Genomic DNA, 21608 nt, shown 5'->3' with positions numbered 1-21608 from the left:
CTAAATTTTTGCTATAGGGGAGCGACTGCTAGTAAGTGCGATCGCAACTAGTTGAGCGGAGGTATGAATTAGCTCTAATTCATCTTCTCGCAAAGTGCATGGTTGTTTCCACTGTAGCGACAACACCCCCAAAACTTCCGAGCGGTAAATCATCGGGATAATGAAGTGTGCTTGGACTTGATTCTCCCGATATTGGGTGATAAGTGCGAGTTTTTGGTCTTTGGGTACATTTACGGAAAATTGAATTTTTCCTTCTTTGATCGCCTCTGTTGTCAGTGGATCTCGATCTAGCCAGTTTTCAATTGTACCTGTATTACAGCAAGTCCCTTGATTGTTAACAAGAGTATTTTTCTCCACTAATTGCAAAATACAGCCATCCGCTGCGAAAGTCTCACTAAAAGCCCTAGCAATCGATGTCAGACTTGCTTCTAAGTTAGAAGTTGTTGGGGTTACTTTCACTAAAAATGTCAGCAAAGCGATTTGAGCATGAGCACGGTGCAGTTCTTCTGTACGTTGCTTGAGCAAGTCGTAAGTTTCTGCTGCTCTTTGCACTACCGCTTTGAGTTCACCTGGGTCCCAAGGCTTGGTAATATACTTGTAGACTTGTCCGGCGTTAATCGCTTCTACCAAGTCTTCAATATCAGTAAAACCTGTCAGAATTATCCTGACTGTATCCGGAAATTGTGGTACAGTCTTGCTGAGAAATTCAGTTCCTTTCATTTCTGGCATCCGCTGGTCGGAGATGATTACCGCTACTTCCCCGGATGCTGCCAAAACTTCTAAAGCATTGATACCGCTATCGGCTTTGAGAACTTGAAAATCACGTCGAAAGGTACGATAAAGCAGATCGAGATTATCTGGTTCATCGTCAACTACCAGGATTTTCAGTTTCTTGGGTCGTTCTAGAGTCATCAATTGACGGTGGACTTTATCAATTTCTGAAATGGGATTATCCATAAGATAATTGCTTAAATAGTACCCATCTTGTTATATTCCATACCAAGCTTCTTTGGAAATAACTCATAAACGTTGCGGAAATTTAGCGATGTAATTAAGGTGTGTCAAACTGGACTGTAGTTAGTGCCACAGTAAAATAAGGAAAATCCACGTCGATCGCCAGCGAGTAATTGCGTAATTAAAAACGATTAAACCTTAAAATGATATTGGAATCGTGCGCGATTAAGAGCAAATTATGACTGACTTACCACCCAATCCTCAAAATTCTGACACAGCTTCAGATGCTGCACTTGAATTGCTGCGAAAGCTCAGGCAAAAACAAGGCAACTGGGTGGAATGGGGAATGGCGATCGCTCAACTGCAAAAAAGTGGTTACAATCCTCAAGACATTTTTGAAGCTACTGGTTTTGAACCGATTCAGCAAAATCAAGTAATTGTCGGCGCTCAAGTTTACAATTCTATAGAACAAGTTGGAGCATCACCAGCAGTGCGATCGCATTACAGCACACGCGGTAGTGATATTTTATATGAATTGCGTTTGTTAACCAACTCTGAACGCGCTGCTGCGGCTGAACTGACTTTTCAAAACCAGGTTGATGCCGACGAAGCAAAAGAAGTGGCAAAAGCCATCAAAGATTTCTCCCGCTTTCCTACCTTACCAGATGGGTTTTCTAATCATCCAGGGGATGCAGTTGCTTATCAATGTTGGAAACTTGCTCGTCAATACTCAGATTTACAAGAGCGATCGCGTCTAATTGCCAAAGGTTTACGCTTTGCTTATTCACCAACTGCCAGAAAGCAAATAGAACAATTATTAACTGATTTTACTGTCGTTCCTAAACGTCCCGCGCCAATTTTACCATTTTTCCGGCTGGAATCTGAAGAAGAATTGCCGCGCCTCGTGCCTGTAGCGGGTGAACTGCCATTGAAGGCAGAAGATTTGCAAGCTGTTCCTATAGTCGAACAAATTGAACCATTTCGCATGGTAAAATTTGCTGGAGAACAAGCTTGGGTACCTTTACCAGGTTGGCAAGTAATCTTAGGTGCATCCGATCCAGTCGTAATTTTATGTAAAAGCGATCGTTTACCCAACCAAACACAACCGAAATCAGAAACAGTTTTAGTAGTTTGCGATCGCGCAGTCCAAGAATGGGATGATGGCAGCTATTTTGTGGTTGACAACGCCGGCGAACTTGATTTTCAATGGTTTGAAACCGCACCCTCAATTCCTCTTTTAGGTCGAATTATTGTCGTCGTTCGTCCTAAGAAAATCCTGGATGAAGAAATAACCAAGGATTCCTGGCAAATAGACGAATAAACAAAGCAGAAGTTAGGAGTTAGGGGTTAAATTTTTCCAGGTAATCCACCCAACGCAGAGAATTTTGGTACGTGGTTGGCTCCTCTCAATTGTTGTCTGATAATTTACCACAAATCCTCTCTCTGCGGTGTGCCTACTTGAATGGGCAACTAGCTCCAAACTCTTAAAACATAAAATAGTTTATTTGACGGTGTGCAATTGACGTTATACCGACTTACCAAATAGATTTGAATATTTTAGAATTATATGAGTGAAATACATAGATTTGAACGTCAACTTGGGCAAAGATTTTTAGCACTTGTCCAACCTTACTGGTATCCACGCTCCGATAATAGAAGAGGAACTTTTGTAGGTGTATTGCTGTTGCTAATGGCATTCCTCTCAATAGCTTCATTTGCTCTTGTCAGCGTCATCAGCTTAGGAGGACAGCAATATTTTCCAGAAATCATCAACAATATTGCTCCAGGTTTAGTAGACTATATTTCCCAGATCATCAAATCGCCAGTTATCTATTTTATTGGCTTACTTTTGCTGGCTACCATTGCTGGTTTTTTCTACTACAGGAAACAGCTAATAGAGGAGTGGCGACCGTGGTTGATGTTAACAATTATCTTGTTATTGTTGTTATCAAGTACTGGAGTAAATGTTCTAAGTAGCTATGTGAATAGAGACTTGATTACTGCTATGGCTCAACAGCAGATGTCAAAGTATATTCCCTTGCTCTTGCTCTATGGTGGTTCGTTAATCGTAATCGTCCCCTTGATGGTTTTTTCCAACTACATCAAAAAGAAACTCTGTCTCTACTGGCAAGAATGGTTAACTAACTATTTCCTGGATCAATATCTCTACAATAGAGCCTATTACGAACTTAAGACCAATCTTGATATCGATAACCCAGACCAGCGTATCTCCAAGGAAGTTGAGTCGTTTACTCAAACTATCTTGGATTTCTTTGTGGCTATGCTTAATCAAGTAGTTAATCTAATCGCTTACGGAATTGTGCTTTGGACGATTTCTAAAATACTGTTTATTGCTCTGTTGAGCTATTCTTTACTTATCAACCTGATTGTGATTTTTTTTAGTAAAGGGTTAGTTAATCTTAACGTTGAAAAACTCCAATACGAAGCAAATTTCCGTTACAGCTTGGTTCGGTTGCGCGACAATGCTGAGTCTATCGCCTTCTCTCGTGGAGAAAATCAAGAATCGAGTATACTGAAGCGGCGATTCACTATGCTCATGGAGAATTTGAATCTAATCATAGGGTGGGAACGGAATATAGAATTGCTAACCGTAAGCTACCAAAATTCTATTTTTATCCTCCCTTATTTAACTATAGGAACATTATATTTTAATGGTCAGATTGAGTTAGGAACAGTTACTCAAGCAAGTATATTGTGCTTTCAGCTTTCGGGGGCACTAGCAGTAATTATACGTAGATTTGATACTCTCAGCGCTCTTGCTGCTGTGGTTAATCGCTTGGCTACTTTGGCGGAGGTTTTGGTAGCGTCGAAGAGACAAGGACAAGAAAGCACTATTGAAATATTAGAGGACAATCGTTTTGCCCTTGAAGCCATGACTTTGCAAACTCCTAACGGTGAACAGACTTTAGTTAAAGATCTGTCGTTTTCGTTAGAACCTGGTGAAAGTATATTGATTATGGGAGCTAGTGGTCTTGGTAAAAGTTCTCTGCTAAGAGCGATCGCCAATTTGTGGAACACAGGAAAGGGTCGTATTGTCAGACCCAATCTCGAAGAAATCATGTTTTTACCCCAGCGTCCTTATATGATTCTGGGTTCTCTTCGGGAACAGTTACTCTACCCCAAGACTAATCGTCAAATTCAAGATGAAGAATTGGAATCATTGTTGCAGCAAGTTAACCTTCCTGAGTTACTTTCTAAAGTAGGTGGCTTTGATTCAGAACTAGATTGGAGTAGCTTTTTGTCCATAGGAGAACAACAACGTCTAGCCTTCGCAAGACTCTTACTCAATCGACCTCGTTACGCTTTTTTGGATGAAGCAACTAGCGCATTAGATCAGCAAAATGAGAAGCATCTTTACCAACAGCTAAAGCAAAGCGAAACTACTTTTATCAGTGTTGGACACCGAGAGAGTTTACTAAACTATCATCAGCAAGTCTTAGAATTATTCAGTGATTCTAGCTGGCAACTGATACCAGTTCAAAACTTTATCGAGCGGCTTGAGAAAATCCCAAATCCTCAACTCCCTGAAGTTATTGGTAGTTAATACAATTAGTGGGATGTACCCAAATGATTGAGGTCTTTTATCCACAAATCAACCAAATGTAACTCGGACTGGGGAATTATTTCTGCTTCTACTAACTTTTCGTAGCACAGACGTAAATTCTCGCTCGTCCGGTCTGGTGCTTCTGATAACACCAGACCGCTAAGGAGTTCCATAATTATGATGTTATTGACGTAACCTGGAACTTCATCCTTAAAGTCACGAATCAGAGAATGCTCATTCCTCAACTGAACAACAGTCGCTTCCCGGAAAGCAATATTTTTACCTTGCTTGTACAAGCAAATTTGTGCGATGAACGATCGCCAAATGTCAGTCATTCTAAAGCTCACGAAACTAGGTAAATAGAGCAGCGGATACGCTTCCGGCCACCAAATCGTATTCTGTGAGTTGAACGGACAGAACGTGCCATCTTTGAGAATAACTGTGTTTGACCTAAACTTCGTTTCTTCTTCCGTTGTTAACCGATAGATTGCATCAACGTCTGGGTCACCATCCGCTAAGTACTGTTGGATAGGGCAATCAAACGTAGATTTATCACCCAAAAGGCTTTTTTTTCTAAAACTTTCGTTGATGTATTCCAAAGGAAAGCCCCGTGGCCAGATTTTAGTGTCTGTAAAGTGTGTGTAGATGTTCTCCCAGCCATGCTTTTGTACCGGCTGCCCTTCTACTTGCTTGTCAACTGAAACCAGAAAAGAGTCGTAGGGAATATTGTCATCATCTGTCTCAGCAATAACTTTTGCACCATTCTGTATAGCTTTGAGATAACCGATATTTTTCCGCACATAATGATTGAAAGGGCATTCCCTAACAAAAGCACTCTCAAGTGCTAATTGGTCTGGAACAGACAAAAATTGAACACCTTCCCAGTTCCAGTTTGTCGGTGTTTTTTTGTCTCCAACAACAATAAAGCTCCAATCTTTGTAGTTACTCGCTATTTTTTTGATGCCATCCGTTGGGTAATTAATGGTTGTGATAACAATAAATTTATTGTCAGGCATGACTCTAGTTTTTTCAAAAATTACGTAATTCCTAAAGTTATCTTTAAACTAGATTTTTCAATAACGGTCCATTATTTTTTGGCTTTCCTACAAGTTGAGGTATGAACTGATTAAAAATAAATATAAATGGGACACATAAAACTATGGAAAGTAAAGTCACCAAGCTACAAGCCTCAAAAACTACCAAATGTGAATCTGTTAAAAACTCTTTGAGTAATGTAAAAATCCATTGATTTCCAAAATGAAAAAATAAACCATTTAGACCTAAGAGAATTAATGTGTTTTGACCGATGAATAGAATTATTTTGGAGGCAGGTGTTAACTTTGCCAAGAATATAATAAAAAGTGAACCTGCTAACGCGGTTAGCGGGAAAAGTACAAAATTTCCATGACTGGAAATAGCCATCATTACGGCTGTTATTTTGACTGTGAATAGATTTGTATTTAAATTGAAGGTGAGCAAGACAATTAAACCAGTAAAAACCAAAAGAAAGAATTGAAAAAATAGCGTTATTTTTTCTTCTAAAAGTTCCCAGTCCTTTAAGATTTTTCCAAATTGATAAAATAGGTAAGCAACTAAGGCTTCGTGTACAAACCATAAGTTTTTTTCTACTCCCGTCACCTCGGTGACGAATTCTATGTTTAAAGTGATTACCAACCCAATCAAAAATAGGATAACGGCAGAAATTATTAATTGCTTATTTGTCTTGAAGTAGTGAGATAAAAAGAAATGAATATTTTCAATAGTAAATAAACAAACAAGAAACCATGTAACAGCATTATATACTGGATGTCCTTTAAGTAAGTTCATTAAACCCAATAAGTAATAATTCCAATGTAAAGAACCCAAAAGACTATCCTGGTAAATATTGATAGTCATAGCTAATAAGTTAAAAAAGATAACTGGAATTATTCTAGAAGTAAAATGTAATCTTAAAAATTCCTTATAACTCAAGCTATTGTTTTTACTAATATAGCCAGACAATAGGAAAAACAACGGCAGATGAAATGAATAAATAAACTTGAATTGGAAAAAGGCTGCAACATTGCCTGAAACAATTAATTTTTCAAGAAAATGACCATAGAAAACTAGGAACATTCCGTAGGCTTTTGCTATATCAACCCAAAGTACTCTCATTATTTATGCTTTCCTCTTCACATTTAAACTCTGTTTCTCCTCAGGCTATATTTACCAGAGCTTCGCCTGTTTTTGCAAGTCACTCACACTATTAAATCGAGACCAAGTTATGAACCTTCACTGCTGAGAGCTTGTTTACATCCTCTTTGATAGCCAACTTTCCATAACCATGCCGCCAAGTGTTCCTTGCTACGAATTTTCACTAAATCTTTAAGTAGAAGCTGCCACTCTATTTTTCCATCCGGCGATGGACCTGAACATATGCCTAATGATTCAAACTTTTTGCTTAGACAAATATTACCCTTCCCATATACATAAGCTTGACGGTAAATACCAGCTAAGGTATCGCGAAGCCGATAGTGAATTTTGAGACTTGGGATATGATGCAGCTTCGTCCCAGCTAGCTGCACTCTCCAGCTATAGTCAACATCGTCGCCAGCGGGCAAAGACTCATCAAATCCGCCGATCGCTTCATGGACTGAGCGTTTAATCCCAACAGTGTATCCTCCGGCAACGGAGTATTTTATAAAGCTGTGCTCACTCAGAATTCCATCTTCCCAGCCGTCAACAAGTCTTCCCCCCATTCTCGCCTTGATTGTCCAAGGTTGATTAAGTTTCTTGATATCACAATAGCCAGCTACGAAATCATGCTGAGAGAGTGCCTCCCCTATAGCCGCTACCCAACCAGTCCCTACTTCGTCGTCAGCCTCGCAGAAGGCAAGGGATTCGCTAGCAGCAGCTTGTGCACCCACATTTCGACCATAAGCAATTCCTCTTCGCTCAGAGGAGTCAACTATCCTTAAATTCGGTAGCTTTTCCTGATATTGTTGTGCAATTTCTCTAGTGCGATCGCTGGAACCACCATCGGAAATAATCACCTCCCAAGGCTCTGACCAGTGTTGGTTAGCTAGGGCTTCCAGTTGAACGGCGATGGTAGACTCTGCATTAAAACACGGGATGATAACACTTAGTTTCATGTCAACCTATTTTTTTCACTTCAAAAAAATCAGCAGATACAATGTTTATTTGCTTGAAAAATTATATCATCAAGAACGTCTTTTATTTTAAAAAATCAATTCAAAACTACTCTTATATACTGAAATTATTGCAGCTACATAAATATTTTTTACCATAAATTATCATGACTTACCCACGGATTATGTATTTCCGTCCGAAGCGACGTAAGGAAGCATTTATCTAAGTCTTGTTTTCTCGTTACGAGTGCGTAAGTCCTACTTATAAAAAATGATTTATTTGTCTTTTTTTATGGTAAAAACTATCATAATACATTGTTTAATTACCCCAGAAAAATTAAAGATGAATTTCTTAAATTTAAGTTCGCTCAAAAAGTTTTGGGCAATTGCCAAACTGTACTGGCTTGGACGTGAGAAAATAGGTGCATTTAGTCTACTGTTGCTGATAGGTTTATTGCTATTAAGCTACACAAATTTGAGCGTAGTATTAAATGAACAACAGGGCAACTTAATTTCTGCCTTATCCAAAAAAGACTCCCAGAGGTTCTGGCGCTCTGTACTTATTTTCCTAGAAATTTTAGCTATTTATGTGCCACTTTATGCTGGATATGGTTATTTAGTAAATAAGCTAGGAATTTTCTGGCGGCAGTGGACGACGAGACATTTTCTCGATAAATATTTAAAAAATCGTGGATTTTACTACCTCAGCTCCAATAAAGAAATTGACAATCCAGACCAACGTATTGCTGAAGACATCAAAGGTTTTACTCAAAATGCTTTAGGTTTTTTTATTTCGCTCATTCAGGGAATGCTTCAAATAATTGTTTTTAGTGGGGTTCTCTGGAATATTTATCAACCTCTAGTTTTATTAATCGTAGCTTATATCTTGATCGGCACTTTTATCGTAATTTTAGTCTTTGGTAAACCATTAGTTAGACTGCGTTTTGAACAGCTTAAAAAAGAAGCAAATTTCCGCTTTAGTTTGCTGAGAATCCGCGAAAACTCCGAGTCTATAGCTTTTTATGGTGGGCAAGTACAAGAATCAAACTATGCAAAAAAGTTATTCAACGAGGTAGTTGAAATTTTTAATCGCCTGATATTACGTGAGTTTAATCTGAGTTTACTAACCAATCTTTATCAGTTTCTTCCCTTACTTCTTCCACCAGTAATTTTGGCTCCTAGGATTCTAGGAGGAGATATGGAAGTAGGGAAAGTTTCTGAGTCTATAGGTGCTTTCCTGAGTGTCTTCAACGCCTTGAATTTTATTGTTTATCGATTTGAGTCTTTGACTGGATTCGTGGCTGGAATTGACCGATTGTATGCCCTCAAACAGTATCTTGAACAAAAAGATCAAACTAAAAATACGATAGCAGTCCATATACCGACGATTGATATAGTCGAAGACTCCCGCTTGGCTATTCAGCAGTTGACGCTGCAAACCCCAAACTATTTAAGAACCCTAATTAGCAATCTATCTTTAGAACTGCAAGCAGGACAAGGACTACTGGTAATGGGAGAGAGTGGCTGTGGTAAAAGTTCGCTGTTAAGGGCGATCGCAGGCTTATGGAATTCTGGTACAGGGACAATCATCCGCCCTAATCTTAGTGAAATGTTGTTTCTGCCCCAGCGCCCGTACATGATTTTAGGTACACTACGCAATCAGCTTATTTATCCGAGTACTGAAAGTCAAATTGATGACGAGCAACTTTGTCGTGTTCTCGAACAAGTCGGCTTACCAAAGTTAGTTGAGAGATTTGGTAGTTTAGATGTTGAACAAGATTGGTCTGATGTCCTTTCCTTGGGAGAACAACAGCGGATTGCTTTTGCCCGTCTCTTTATTACTAAACCTCGCTATGCCATCCTCGATGAAGCCACTAGCGCTTTAGATATCAAAAACGAGGAAAATTTGTACCAACATCTAATGAAAACCGGAACTACTTATATTAGCGTTGGGCATCGTCCGACTTTAATGAATTACCACCATTTATTACTAGAGCTGCTAGAGAATGGAATGTGGAAGCTTCGCTAATTACACGATTTTTTCTCAATTGCTGCTATTAGTAAATGCTTCTCTCAACGCACGATTACGCTCCTGATAAACCGTAGGATTGTCGAATGCTAAAGAAAGATTAATTCGGTGAGACTCCGCTTTCGTATTGGCAAAGCAAAAAGCATCACTTTTATGAAAAGTACTCGCATCAAACAGAAGTGCGCGATTACATTTATAACTGATGCTGACTTTTTGACCTGCTGTATGATCTTTCATATATTCTTCTGACCAAAAATATGACAAAGACTTACCTGGTGAAGGCTCGGACTCACGTTTGACATCAAAAAAGGTTAGACCACCTCCATTCGGTTCTAAGTTATACTCATCTGGCGTCAACCAGAGGTTCAAGGTTAAAGATGCAACGTCAGAATGCAGCTTCCCAGAAGCATTTTTCGGGTACATGAGCGCCCAATGCTCAACCAACTCATAGTCAGAGAACAGAGAAGGACAGTTGGCTTTGAGGGATTGGGCGATCGCAAAAATTGTCTCTATCTTTGGACCCATATTGCCAACCAGGGTTTGCCCTGTGCTGTTCTGATTGCACCATCCTGGGTGATTCAATAACTCTTGATGAAGTTGCTGGCAAACATCAGGCTGGAGAAAATTGTCTATGACAGCATAATTGTAGGGCGTCGAAGATTCGTAGGCTGCCAAAACAGATTGCCACTCATGTGGAGCAATAGGATAATACTGTGAAACTGCCTTACTCATGCCAGACCTCCTTTTTATTACTAAAAGCAGTTAAGTCGCCATGACTGAGTTACAAACTCTAAATATCAAATTCGGTGCTATTGTGAATTAAGCTTTTCAATGCTAAATTTAAAGCCCAATTTGCTTTCAATGGTCTTAAGTTCATCGATTGCTGGTAACATATTGCAAGCATCATTTTGCCACTCCAGCAACTGCTTTTCTGACTCTGTTAATTCTGTTGGCGAGACTAAAGAACTCAACCAAACAAATAAACCATCAATACTCACATCATCACAGGGCATTGCCTGAGCCTTAGCCATTGTTTCAGTTTCAGACGCCTCTAACGCCATTTCCAGTAACTGACGTAGTTTGCTCTGTGGTGAGAGACACCAACACATGAACATTAACATTTGTATCTGTCTGATTTCATCTCGATCCAGACCTCTATTAACAACTTTTTCCTGCATCTTGGTTTTTTTGTAAAGGCTTTACAACTACTTGGAAGTTTAGCATTTTTTTGTTGATTTTTTTCCTGTTCTCCTGGAATTTTTAAAGCCAAGGTTTGTAACTAAATTACCAGCAGGATTGATAAATCCAATCAGCAGAAAATATCTAGAAAAATGCCATTTTACTTTTTTTATTCTTTATAGCGTTTCTCAATTAGGTGCGGTACGCAAGAGACCTAACCCCCTAGCCCCCTTCCCTGATAGGGAAGGGGGAACCGGAGTCTTGCTCCCCTCCCCGCGTCGGGGAGGGATTGGGGGAGGGGTCAATCTGTACCTCACTTAGATGAGAATCGCTATATGCTTTTTTTAAGAAACGTGCAATAATTTGTTCATCCATTTACTAGAGATTTGAAACCCAAAACTCCATCTATTTGATTTTGTTGTATTAGCGATGCAATGCCAGAATAATTTACTTGGTTCGCTTTCTATTTTAAAAAATCTAACTACCTTGGGCTTTTCTTCAAGGGTAACTAATTCTTTAGTTTTGGGATTCATGTAGCGGAAAAATGCTTCTCCCTCGACCTGAGGTTTAAAGTAGTCAAAATCAACCAGATACATTCGCCAACCCGGTTGGGTTTCATTGGTATGCCACAATCTATAAGAGTTTGGAGGATACCATAAGCTCCCGGAAGACCTTACATCAGTTGCAAAAAAATCTTTGAGGAGCTTGAGGAGCTTCACCTTTGTCCTAAAATAATCTTCATAGAGCGGATGGTCTACATAAAAGTCTAGGTTAATTAAGTGAAATGGACACCATGCATAGTCAGGTTTAGGACTGGGGATATCTAAATCCAAATATGAATTTTGTAATTTGTCATACAACTGCTTAAAGCCGGGTGAATCCGGGGAGACATATGTAGACTTCAAATCTTCTTCTCGAAAGCTTTGTTGATACAAATTTAAATCTACTGTACTGGGCTTGATTTTAAGTTTTTCAAATTCCTGGGCTATTTCCTCAAATCCTGGAATCTCTGAGAAGGCAAACTCATAATGGTAAAACTGGGGGAAATTATTACTGACGCTATCATCGGAAAAATCATTGGACAACAGCGGTTTGCTATTTTCTCTAGGATAAGAAGCATCGGCTTGGGCGATATCTTCTAGGGTGAAAGAGTAACCATTTCTTGCTCCTAACTTAATAATTTCTTCTGGTCGAGTGATTGCATGAAGCTCTTGTTGCAATTCTTCTGAATTAAAAATAGCTTCATATAAGTTAATCACAGCTTCTTTGGACATTTTTACCTCAAAAAATTCAATATTTCAAAAATATGAGGACAGCCACCACATTCTCGAACTAGCTTTGGACTATTTTAGGGGTTAGGTTGAGTAACCAAAGCAATAATTATGGAAATTTTGCAGCTTTCACAAATGCTTGGTTGATTGAAAAAAAAACTATTGGGAAGGCAGAATATTCATTAATTATTGATTCGCATCAAAAGTTTGATAGCATTAACATTACCTGCCATGCGGGAATCACTGAAAATCTGATTTAGATAATCCTTAGTCGCACTAACAGCTAAAGAGCGTGCTGTATCAAATCCTTGGCGACTGCTATCGTCTTTGTTAATTCCAGTCGAGCATACCACAGGGACACCATGACGACACTTTCCTGGAGGAACGCCACAGGCTACATTATTACTAAGGATGAAATATCCAGAAGTTAGTTGACGTAAGCCTTCACCACCGAGAGTCCCTGGATCATTAGGACAGGTTGGGATGTTTTTCTCAGCTCCAGAAAATATTTCTCTTCCAATCTTTGTGTTGATATTCGGGCTGCTATGACCGAGTTCTACCCAGTTGCTATGAGCATAGAAGTCTTGAATCGTATGTGAAGCAGTTCCTAAATCATTACGGGCTGATGTAGGATAAGGCTCTGTCGCAGTCACTTTGCTAATGACTCTTTCTTTGAGATCCTTTACCCGTTGACTACCACCAACAAAGTCTTCACCGTCGAAATGCTTCTCACTATTAACCTGGTTGGGGAGATCGTCAGTGTCTTTATTTGCTTTCAGAATTTGGTCGATAGCATAATCAGTGAATTTGAGTGTCTCACTGCCAGCCACCACTTTGAAATCAGCAAACACTTCTCGGGTGATTTCTTCGTGAATTGGCACCTTGAAAGCCAAGGCTGAATCTGGCATTCCTAGTAGGAAGCCTATTGACAACAAGCAGGCAAAAATCATGCCATTTATCATTTTTTGTTGTGTCACTCTTCTACTCCTGAAAGATGATCTGCTAGCTGGCAATAATTATTTCTCCAAATTTTGACTATCTGGATTTATTTATCTCTAAAAACCTACACCTTTGGAGGTGGATCGAGTAACAGAGGTGAAGGGACAAACTCCGGATAAGCTAATCGTAAAAAATGCATCCCAATCCCTGCGATTCCCAGCATTAAGTCAGGGAGAATATCGTTCCCACTAGAGCCACAAATCCAGCGCCGCGCCTTTTCAAAAGTACGCCACTGCGCCTGTGCAATTACATTCGCTTCCATCTGGAGATAAGGCTGGTCATTGAGCTTGGAAACCAGCAAAAATAGTTCAGCATTACCTGCTTTGCCGTGACATAACGAATCATTACCGAGTTTATTAAAATTACCGACAGTTGCATTGAGCGCCCTATAAGCATCGCGCAACATATCGTCATCAGTTTTCCCTAAAGCTGCCCAACTCGCAATCCGGCTCAAACCAATGCCGGCTGCACCGTTGCACCAAGCATTAGCAAAATGGTGCTGATTTGGGTCTTCTAATGTCATCACGGATTTGCGTAAATCATACCAATCTTGCTGTTGTTGATCAAAGTGAAGTGTTTCATATGCAAACGCTTGACGACCGGCTGTAATGTAGTCAGGCTCATTGAGGTGACACCCCAACAAAATGAGCGCCCAACCGATACCACTACCTCCGTGAGAAAAACCAGTAAGATTGTCTCGTGCTAACTCTGGTCGTCCACCACGCCAACTCAAGGTATCATCTCGGCGGCTTGCGGAAGCAAGCAGATGTTGAGCGCACTGCACTGCACAATCTATTCCTTTACCATCAGTCGCTGCTGCCAAATTTAGTATCACAGGAATTAGTCCTGCGACGCCATGAAGAAGATCAAAGTATTTATCTTGATCAATTCTGCCCTTCACTTCATCACTCAACTCTACCGCTAGATCAAGCAGCGCTGGTCGGTTCCACAGTTGAGCTAGATGCGTCAACAAGTAAATCAACCCCCCTGTTCCTTGGTAGGCTCCAACGAAGGTAGTATTACGTTGCTCTATGGCATGTGATAAGGCTCGCTCTGCTGCTTGGCGGAATTCTGGTTCTGGTTGAATAGCGTCTAGATAAGCCAAAAATAAGCAGATTCCAGCAGAGCCATCGTAGAGATCGCCGCTGATATCAACAATGCGTTTTCCCGTGGCGGTATAATCATAAGTTTTCCACGGAGCTTTGCTGTCCTCATGCTCCAGCATTTCGCACAATTGCCTGCCAATTTGTTGAGCATAGTTAACGGCTGAGGCAATGAAATAAGGACTATTGATTTCTTCGGGAGATAAACTGGTATAAATATATTGATTTTGTTTGATTCGATTTTCTGTAGACAACCGAAGAATCCGTTGGCAGGCATTATCCACAGGTGAAGTTGCTACGATATTCGCTCGCGTTTCTTGGTAGTTACCAATCAAATCTTGGCTGTTGGCTGCTTGAGTAGTAAAGATGGGGACATCTAATTGCCACATTGCTGTCACTTCCATCTGTGACAATTCTCGGCTTTCGTCCCACTGTCGATGGTGTTCCTTTAAACTATTGAAAAGCAAATCTACTTCCAGTGGTTCGGCAAGACATTTGGGATGTCTTGCAGCAACCATTGATTTAGCATATGCCTGTGTTCCCCAATTGAGGAAGCGCACCGAGGAGGAAGAGAACAAGTCTTTGATCAGGGAAATTGCCTGCTGCGGGTTTTGTTGAAACCATTCATAAACCCGGTTAAACCCCTCCACAATGTCGCTTTTATAATCCTGTGGCTGTACAAGTTGACCTTGGCAATAAATGCGATTGGTGGCTTCTACTTCAATCTTTACTCCAGCTTGATGTTCGACTCCTACAGCAAATGACATACGACGGTCGTTAATCTTGGGAAGGGTATAAGAGAGTTCGTAAGATTCTCCACCACTATAGCCGCTCATCTTCATCTGTTTTTCATCATCAGCATCATCACGAGGCCATTCCAACATGGCTGTTTTAAACACTGAATCAAATACTGTGTCTGGTAATTTGTCCATACCATAAGGCACTGCTTCTAAAACCGTTTCACAGTCGCAGATAAATGCGTTACCATCAGTTGCCAGAATATTTTCCTGATGGAGATCACCCCCTCCAAGGATATGAAAAATCCCTAAAAATCCACCCAGTTGCTGATAGAAACGCTTAACAAATTCTTGGCTTTCGACATAATTTTTTCGGGAGGGAATAAACTCAGCATACCCATAGTCCTCTTTACAAAGGACTTCATAAGTAGCAAATTCCACAACTTGATGCTGAATAAAATTTTGAAGCAAAGCTTGCATTGCTGCTTCTGCTTTAACACAGCGAGGCTTGTAAACAATAGTGGCAAACTCGCAATTATTGAGTTCTAGTTCCACAATCACGACACTCTTACCACCACCATGATAGTCAGAGTTCCCTAATTTTAAGGATTTAATCGCTGAAATAGTTTTACCTTCAAAGAAAGTCGCACTTAGTTCATGGCGATCGCGGATTAAACGTTGTAGCAGTTCTTCCCCTTGATGGCACACAAAAGAGGTAACTTGCGCTAACCAACGTCCCAGTGTGGGAAACTGATTATAAAAACGATGATAATCCTGCTGAGTAGAAAATGTTTTTTCTAGATAGGCAACATATTCATCAGAATTAGCAGTTGATTTGTCAATCTTGTTTTGAGCGCAGTAAATATTGATATTGGCTTCCAGTGCCCAGGCTAGATGCATATCAAACCGATTCAGCAAGTGAAGCTCAATATTAGTCAGTACTTGCGGATGAATCTGACAATTGTTGGTAGTGTCATCGACTGCATTGAAAAAGGGTTGCAATGTGATGTCCAACAGTCGTAAAAATGGCTCACAAACTTTAGCAAATTTTCCGTAGTAAATCTCTCTTTTGTACCAGGAACTATCGCCAAATTTATCTTTGGGTAAATCTAGCGTTGCCATCGCTGCTTGGTAAACTTGCAACCATTGACGATGGAGTTCAATGAACACCAATTTGTCTGATTCAGATAAGTTGTCTAAATTGCGTTCAGCTAATTTATAGTCACTAAGCAGTTTTTGTAAATCATCTATGAGCGATTGACTAATGGCTCCTTTCTCATAAGCTTCCTTAACTAGCTGTACAGCTAATTTACCGGCTATTTTCTGAATATTCCAGCTATCTAGAGGACTCAGAGGTGTATTCCATGCATCCTTTGCTTGGCTTTGTGCTAATTTTTGGACGATGAAACCGCGCTCTGACAAGTTACTAGCACGGCAGGCTATTTTGAGAAGAAAATCATCATTGAGCATAGTCATCTAATACCAAGTTACAGTCTAATTAAAATTTAGAACCGAGATATTTTCAGAATTGGTGATTTTATTTAACGAATTATTTACTTTAGTTATTTTTCGATGCCGAAACTTTTTCAAAAAACCAGGCTAGGAACACAATTATTGCCTTGCTGCTAGCCTGGGGATAGCTTTTTAGGCTATCAACTTAAGTAATTGATTTCTCCACCAATTTACTTGGTAGTTCCATCACAAACGATTGTGGCAGGTCCATAGCTACAGGTAGAGGCACAACCTGCCATGATGTCGAGTTGTCCTAAAGCATCGTTTAATAACTCAGCAAAGGACTCATCTTGCTTTTCTACTGACATAGGTACAGACTTTACCATGTCGGCATTGATGCCAAACATTTCTGGATGGTTCTGAAGCTCATTGGAGAACTCAGCGTCAATTGCAGCCATTTGAAGTAACTGCTCTAAGTATTCTATTGAGGGCTTTGCTTGTAAAGTTGTGGACATATTTTTATCTCCTTGTGTTTACTGAAGAGTGCCTTTTATAGGCATCTAGATGACCATCAATTTGTTGGTCTTTTTCAAAAAACCAGGCTAGGAACACAATTATTGCCTTGCTGCTAGCCTGGGGATAGCTTTTTAGGCTATCAACTTAAGTAATTGATTTCTCCACCAATTTACTTGGTAGTTCCATCACAATATAATGTGACAGGTCCAGCGCTACAGGTGCTTGCACAACCTGCCATGATGTCGAGTTGTCCTAAAGCATCGTTTAATAACTCAGCAAAGGACTCATCTTGCTTTTCTACTGACATAGGTACAGACTTTACCATGTCGGCATTGATGCCAAACATTTCTGGATGATTCTGAAGTTCATTGGAGAACTCAGCGTCAATTGCAGCCATTTGAAGTAACTGCTCTAAGTATTCTATTGAGGGCTTTGCTTGTAAAGTTGTGGACATATTTTTATCTCCTTGTATTTACTGAAGAGTGCCTTTTATAGGCATATAGAAACCAGCTAATAGCTGTTTTCTCTTTCTGATAGACAGAATACATCAAATCCTTGGAAAGAAAAATGGTATTATTTTTTACATATGTTGAATACTTATCAAAAGCTTATTAAATACTTGAAATAGCCGTAGTTTTACTTTATACTTAATCAAGAGTTAATTTATTTATTTGATTAGACTTTTAGCCAAAATTTACTTCAATATGTTTATTTTTTTTATACTAATTGACCGAAAAAAATCAGTACTACTAAATCTCAGTAGGAAATGTTTTTCTTTCTACTCTACTCGATATAAATTTTATGAAAAACTGCTACTTTACAGTACTTACAAAGAAAATTTGTTGTTTAAGAGGAATCAGAATAATTAATCATAAATTAAGTTCCCAGATACCAACGAATAATTTCAAAACCAAGCGATCGATTTATTTTTATGGTTCTCCCTTAGCCAGAGTGACTTTCCACGGGCAACGGGGGGAAGTGCGTCAACACTACCGTAAAATGGTATCTGACTTCCAACTCCCGTAGAGATGCCTCTCTTGTGGAACGTCTCTACCCAACTTTTGACTCCTTTGTTGTTAAATCTAGTATGATTACCACAGAGCCTTTTTGCTACCAAGGCAAATAATCTAGATAAATTGAAAAATTGCTCTCCAAAAGCAAGTTATGCAAAACTCAGGCAGGTTACAAACAATAAGTTTAGGTTTAGAGCTTTTTCATGTTCAAACTGACACTTCTTTCGCTTTGCCATCAACTTTAACTACAATTCGTATTGGCAAACCAAAAAATCAACTTTTAGGAGATATCAATGTCTCCGATTTGCCAAATGCCAATTTTGTTTCACGACTTCATGCAGAAATTCAAATAGAAAAAAAAAATTATTATCTTGTCGATGTAGGAAGCTCTAATGGAACATTTCTTAACAACATCAGGGTAGAAGAAAAAAAGCGTTATCGGCTCAATTTAGGAGATAAAATAGATTTAGGTCCCGGAAGTAAAGTCACATTTTTATTCCTCAATAAACAAAAAGTAGCTCCCGAACCTCCTACCTCACTGAATAATCCAAGTACAGTCATTCAGATGGAATTTTTGGATACGAGGAATAGGAAACCCTTTTTTATAGATGGTTTAGGCAAGTTTTTCGGCATATTTGGGAACATCTGGAATTATAGTTGGCGATCGCTCAAAAAATTATTCAATAAATTACGTCCTTAACCTCTAATCTCATGTCTCTAAAATTACACATATTATTGTAGAGACGTTCCACGCTTTACGTCTTGACAATAACCCAAAATTTACAATTTAAAATCCCCACAGCGATACAATTGATAAGGCACTCCGATCCGGTAATGCTGCCTAGAATCAATTGTGCAATTGAACCGAGACATTGCTATCTGCGGTGGATAATCTCGTCGTTTTATTCCCGGTGCAATAACCCATAAATTCATTTTAGATATTGCGGGTGCAGGTAATTGAGAAAGTTGTTCCCAAACAGAAAGTTCTTGAGAGTTCTTAAAAAAAGCAAATTTATCTAACTTTTCGCTGTCATCAATCTTTCTAACTTTTTCCACTTCTAAACCAAAACTTAAACCCAAAGCCACATCTTGATAATCTCTATATGCCATAACAACCATCAGCGGTACAGCAGAATTTTGGTTCATATTCCGAGCAACTTGCTCTGGTTTGAAAGGCTTTTCAAACACTAAGTTAGAAACAACAAAAATAGAACTAAGAACACCAACCAATAAAAAAATTAATAAATTTTGACTTTTGACTTTTGCGGAAAGTAAGGGGTGTCGGTTTCCGGAGCCAGCCGCTTGGGTGGGATCAGCGCGTTGAGCGGACTGGTGTTCCCGCTTAAGTTTCCAAGACGACTTTTGACTTTTACTAAGGCTAGCTCCTATTAAAGCACAGAAACTGGGATAATAAACAAAATTATAACGCGGAACCAGAGTAAGATCTTTATTCAAAAAATAAATAATAGCAAAGAATTCTAACAACACCCAACCAGAGAAACTTAAAAGTGTTAATGTAGCTAAATGAGTTTTTGGTGTACGCCACAAAACCCTTAAACCTAGAAAGATTTGCCGTCCTACCCAAATAGCAAACATCAACATTAAGAAACCAGAGATAATTGCTATTGGTAAAGGCTGATTTTCGACAGGTAAACTAATCACCATCAAGACCCAATTAATCAAAGTTTGAAAAAAAGGAGCGATGTGTGCGGTAGTTTTGAGCCAATCAGTTTCTGAACGATGAAAATGACTCAGCATCACCATAAGCCAAGGAATAAAACTAATGGCAACAGCACTAATAGATAGAATCAAAGCAAACCAGATTTGACGCTTAATTTGCTTGATAGATTTAGCGTATAGGGGATAATATATAAGTAAAATTAACGTTGCTATCTGAGCGATAAATGCCAAAACACAAAAATAGTGTACATAAAGAGCTATACTATTAATAATTGCCCATCTGAACCAAACCCAAAATCGAACTTTTTGTTTGAGAAATATGTCTTGTTGAATTTGCATTATTCCTAATAACCCTAAAGTTATCAAGAGCATGGGCAGAGTGTAATGTCGTGCTTCTTGGGATAGGTAAACAGCAAAAGGTGAGACTGCCATCACAGCTGCTGCCGTTAAAGCAGATGTTTTAGAAAAGGCAAGATTAACAGCATAAATTGCGGCGATCGCTCCCACACCAAATAAAGCCGGAAGCGCTCGCAATTTTGACACCCATTCTTGCTCGTCATGACTCAGCCACCCCAGCCAAGCGTGCATAGAGCAAAAAAACAGTGGGGGATGCGTAGATTGTCTGGCAATATTTTCGGCAATTTGCGGACAGCTAACTTTCGGCTGAAAAGTAAAAATCTCCTGCACTCGATCAAGAGGAAACACCACTCCTATTGGCAAATCATTATAACTTTTGCCCAAGCTGAAGATGGCAGTAATCACCTCATCCATCCAGAGCGGTTTTAAATCCAAATGCCAAAAGCGCAAAATTGCGCCAAGAGCGATCGCACCAATTAAAATTAGATAATGTATAGATATACGTTTTTTCATTATTTAGCTATTAATAAACATCGGGCAATGGGCATGGGGCATGGGGCATTGGGAATTGGAAAAAAGGTAATTGGGCATTGGTAATAATTGTTTTTAAACGTCCAAGCGTCCCGATGCCCCATACCCATTGCCCTATGCCCATTGCCCCATGCCCCCTTTATGTCAGACACTAATTTTACCGATCCGGTGCCTTACGAATCTCTGCAAAAAGAAATATCTCCAAAATCAGCTTCTTCTGTGAGTCCAAGCGCTGTAGCACTTATCCGCAACGATTTGCGACTAGGACAACAAAAAATGGCTGATTGGCATTTTGGTCCATTAGCTGTTTCCGCAGTTCCTGGTGCTGGGAAATCTACGGGTATGGCAGCGACTGCCGCGATCGCGATCGCTCGTCAATATGAATCTAGCCGCACAAAAGCGCGTCGTCAACTGATTGTAGTCACCTTTACTCGCTCTGCGGCTGCCAATATTAAAGTAAAAATTCGCGAATATTTAAAGAAATTATCTCTACCTCAAACAGGTTTCACTGTCTATACTTTGCACGGTTTGGCATTAAATATCGCTAGTCGTCATGCCGATTTATCTGGTTTGCAGTTAGAAAATGTCACATTAATCACACCAAGCCAAAGCCACCGTTTTATACGTGCTGCTGTCGAACAGTGGATTAGCAATAATTCTGACCGTTATTACCGATTGTTAGAAGGTCATCAATTTGACGGTGAAGAAACAGAAAGATTGCGTCGTCAATCAGTGCTGCGAACCGAAATATTGCCAGAATTAGCGCTGACAGTGATTCATGAAGCCAAAAGTTCCGGTATATCCCCAGAACAGTTGCGTGAGTGGAGTAAACAAACCACAGACGAATACGCCATTTTGAGCGTAGCTGCCGGATTATATGAACAATATCAGAATTTAATGCGATCGCGTGACTTCATCGACTACGACGACATGATTTTAGCAGCTTTGCGCGTCTTAGAAAACCACAGCGCCAGACGAATCGAGCAAAATCAAGTTTTTGCCGTCTTTGAAGACGAAGCTCAAGATTCCAGCCCATTGCAGACCAAGCTTTTAGAAATTTTGGCAAGGGATGGGGAGGGGGGGAGTGGAGGAGG

At 39.7% G+C, this 21608-nt stretch carries 17 protein-coding genes; 5 read left to right on the top strand and 12 right to left on the bottom strand.

Translation table 11 applies throughout. From position 1 onward, the window contains the following. Complete coding sequence (locus OGM63_RS05390; protein WP_263744472.1) at window positions 1-957, bottom strand: response regulator; 957 nt, start codon at window positions 955-957, stop codon at window positions 1-3. 235 nt (window positions 958-1192) lie between these two features. Between OGM63_RS05390 and OGM63_RS05385 the strand changes: the two genes are divergently transcribed. Both OGM63_RS05385 and OGM63_RS05380 read left to right on the top strand, forming a co-directional pair. Continuing rightward, window positions 1193-2275, top strand: a complete 1083-nt coding sequence (locus OGM63_RS05385) for a RuBisCO accumulation factor 1 (protein ID WP_263744471.1) — start codon at window positions 1193-1195, stop codon at window positions 2273-2275. Between the two features lie 246 nt (window positions 2276-2521). Then, window positions 2522-4519 (top strand): ABC transporter ATP-binding protein/permease, encoded by a 1998-nt coding sequence (locus OGM63_RS05380; RefSeq protein WP_263744470.1) that lies wholly within the window; start codon window positions 2522-2524, stop codon window positions 4517-4519. A gap of 5 nt (window positions 4520-4524) precedes the next feature. Here OGM63_RS05380 and OGM63_RS05375 read toward each other — a convergent pair whose 3' ends face one another. The 3 genes from OGM63_RS05375 to OGM63_RS05365 form a co-directional block, all read right to left on the bottom strand. After that, a complete protein-coding gene (locus OGM63_RS05375; protein WP_263744469.1) occupies window positions 4525-5535 on the bottom strand; it encodes an STELLO glycosyltransferase family protein in 1011 nt (336 codons plus the stop codon). 43 nt (window positions 5536-5578) lie between these two features. Then, complete coding sequence (locus tag OGM63_RS05370; RefSeq protein ID WP_263744468.1) at window positions 5579-6673, bottom strand: acyltransferase family protein; 1095 nt, start codon at window positions 6671-6673, stop codon at window positions 5579-5581. Window positions 6674-6780: 107 nt separating this feature from the next. Then, window positions 6781-7650, bottom strand: coding sequence for a glycosyltransferase (locus tag OGM63_RS05365; RefSeq protein ID WP_263744467.1), 870 nt, complete (start codon window positions 7648-7650; stop codon window positions 6781-6783). Window positions 7651-7990: 340 nt separating this feature from the next. Between OGM63_RS05365 and OGM63_RS05360 the strand changes: the two genes are divergently transcribed. Beyond that, complete coding sequence (locus OGM63_RS05360) at window positions 7991-9676, top strand: ABC transporter ATP-binding protein/permease (RefSeq protein WP_263744466.1); 1686 nt, start codon at window positions 7991-7993, stop codon at window positions 9674-9676. A 15-nt stretch (window positions 9677-9691) separates the two neighbouring features. Here OGM63_RS05360 and OGM63_RS05355 read toward each other — a convergent pair whose 3' ends face one another. The 7 genes from OGM63_RS05355 to OGM63_RS05325 all read right to left on the bottom strand — a co-directional run bounded on the left by OGM63_RS05355 (window position 9692) and on the right by OGM63_RS05325 (window position 17387). Then, on the bottom strand, window positions 9692-10408 hold the full coding sequence (locus OGM63_RS05355) for a hypothetical protein (RefSeq protein ID WP_263744465.1): 717 nt from the start codon (window positions 10406-10408) through the stop codon (window positions 9692-9694). 77 nt (window positions 10409-10485) lie between these two features. After that, entirely contained in the window at window positions 10486-10854 is a 369-nt protein-coding gene (locus OGM63_RS05350; protein WP_263744464.1) for a DurN family substrate-assisted peptide maturase, read from the bottom strand. Window positions 10855-11199: 345 nt separating this feature from the next. Continuing rightward, on the bottom strand, window positions 11200-12129 hold the full coding sequence (locus tag OGM63_RS05345) for a Nif11-like leader peptide family natural product precursor (protein WP_263744463.1): 930 nt from the start codon (window positions 12127-12129) through the stop codon (window positions 11200-11202). Window positions 12130-12308: 179 nt separating this feature from the next. Next, the gene (locus OGM63_RS05340) at window positions 12309-13103 is read right to left on the bottom strand and encodes a hypothetical protein (protein ID WP_263744462.1); all 795 of its coding nucleotides are present in this window, start codon (window positions 13101-13103) and stop codon (window positions 12309-12311) included. Between the two features lie 86 nt (window positions 13104-13189). Further along, the gene (locus OGM63_RS05335; RefSeq protein WP_263744461.1) at window positions 13190-16435 is read right to left on the bottom strand and encodes a type 2 lanthipeptide synthetase LanM family protein; all 3246 of its coding nucleotides are present in this window, start codon (window positions 16433-16435) and stop codon (window positions 13190-13192) included. A gap of 212 nt (window positions 16436-16647) precedes the next feature. Continuing rightward, window positions 16648-16932 carry a cinnamycin family lantibiotic gene (locus OGM63_RS05330; protein WP_263744460.1) on the bottom strand — a complete coding sequence of 95 codons (285 nt, stop codon included), beginning with the start codon at window positions 16930-16932 and terminating at the stop codon, window positions 16648-16650. Between the two features lie 170 nt (window positions 16933-17102). Further along, complete coding sequence (locus OGM63_RS05325) at window positions 17103-17387, bottom strand: cinnamycin family lantibiotic (protein ID WP_263744459.1); 285 nt, start codon at window positions 17385-17387, stop codon at window positions 17103-17105. Between the two features lie 710 nt (window positions 17388-18097). On the opposite strand from OGM63_RS05325, the gene OGM63_RS05320 reads away from it, so the two are divergent. Beyond that, a complete protein-coding gene (locus tag OGM63_RS05320; RefSeq protein ID WP_263744458.1) occupies window positions 18098-18646 on the top strand; it encodes an FHA domain-containing protein in 549 nt (182 codons plus the stop codon). 80 nt (window positions 18647-18726) lie between these two features. Here OGM63_RS05320 and OGM63_RS05315 read toward each other — a convergent pair whose 3' ends face one another. Then, window positions 18727-20496, bottom strand: a complete 1770-nt coding sequence (locus tag OGM63_RS05315; protein ID WP_263744457.1) for a glycosyltransferase family 39 protein — start codon at window positions 20494-20496, stop codon at window positions 18727-18729. Between the two features lie 159 nt (window positions 20497-20655). Here OGM63_RS05315 and OGM63_RS05310 point away from each other — a divergent pair. Further along, window positions 20656-21608, top strand: a 953-nt coding sequence (locus OGM63_RS05310) for a UvrD-helicase domain-containing protein (RefSeq protein WP_263744456.1), incomplete at its 3' end; no start/stop codon positions are given.

The sequence above is a fragment of the Plectonema radiosum NIES-515 genome, from assembly GCF_025753815.1.
Classification (GTDB): domain Bacteria; phylum Cyanobacteriota; class Cyanobacteriia; order Cyanobacteriales; family Nostocaceae; genus Hassallia; species Hassallia radiosum_A.
This window is presented reverse-complemented; position numbering and strand designations above follow the sequence as displayed.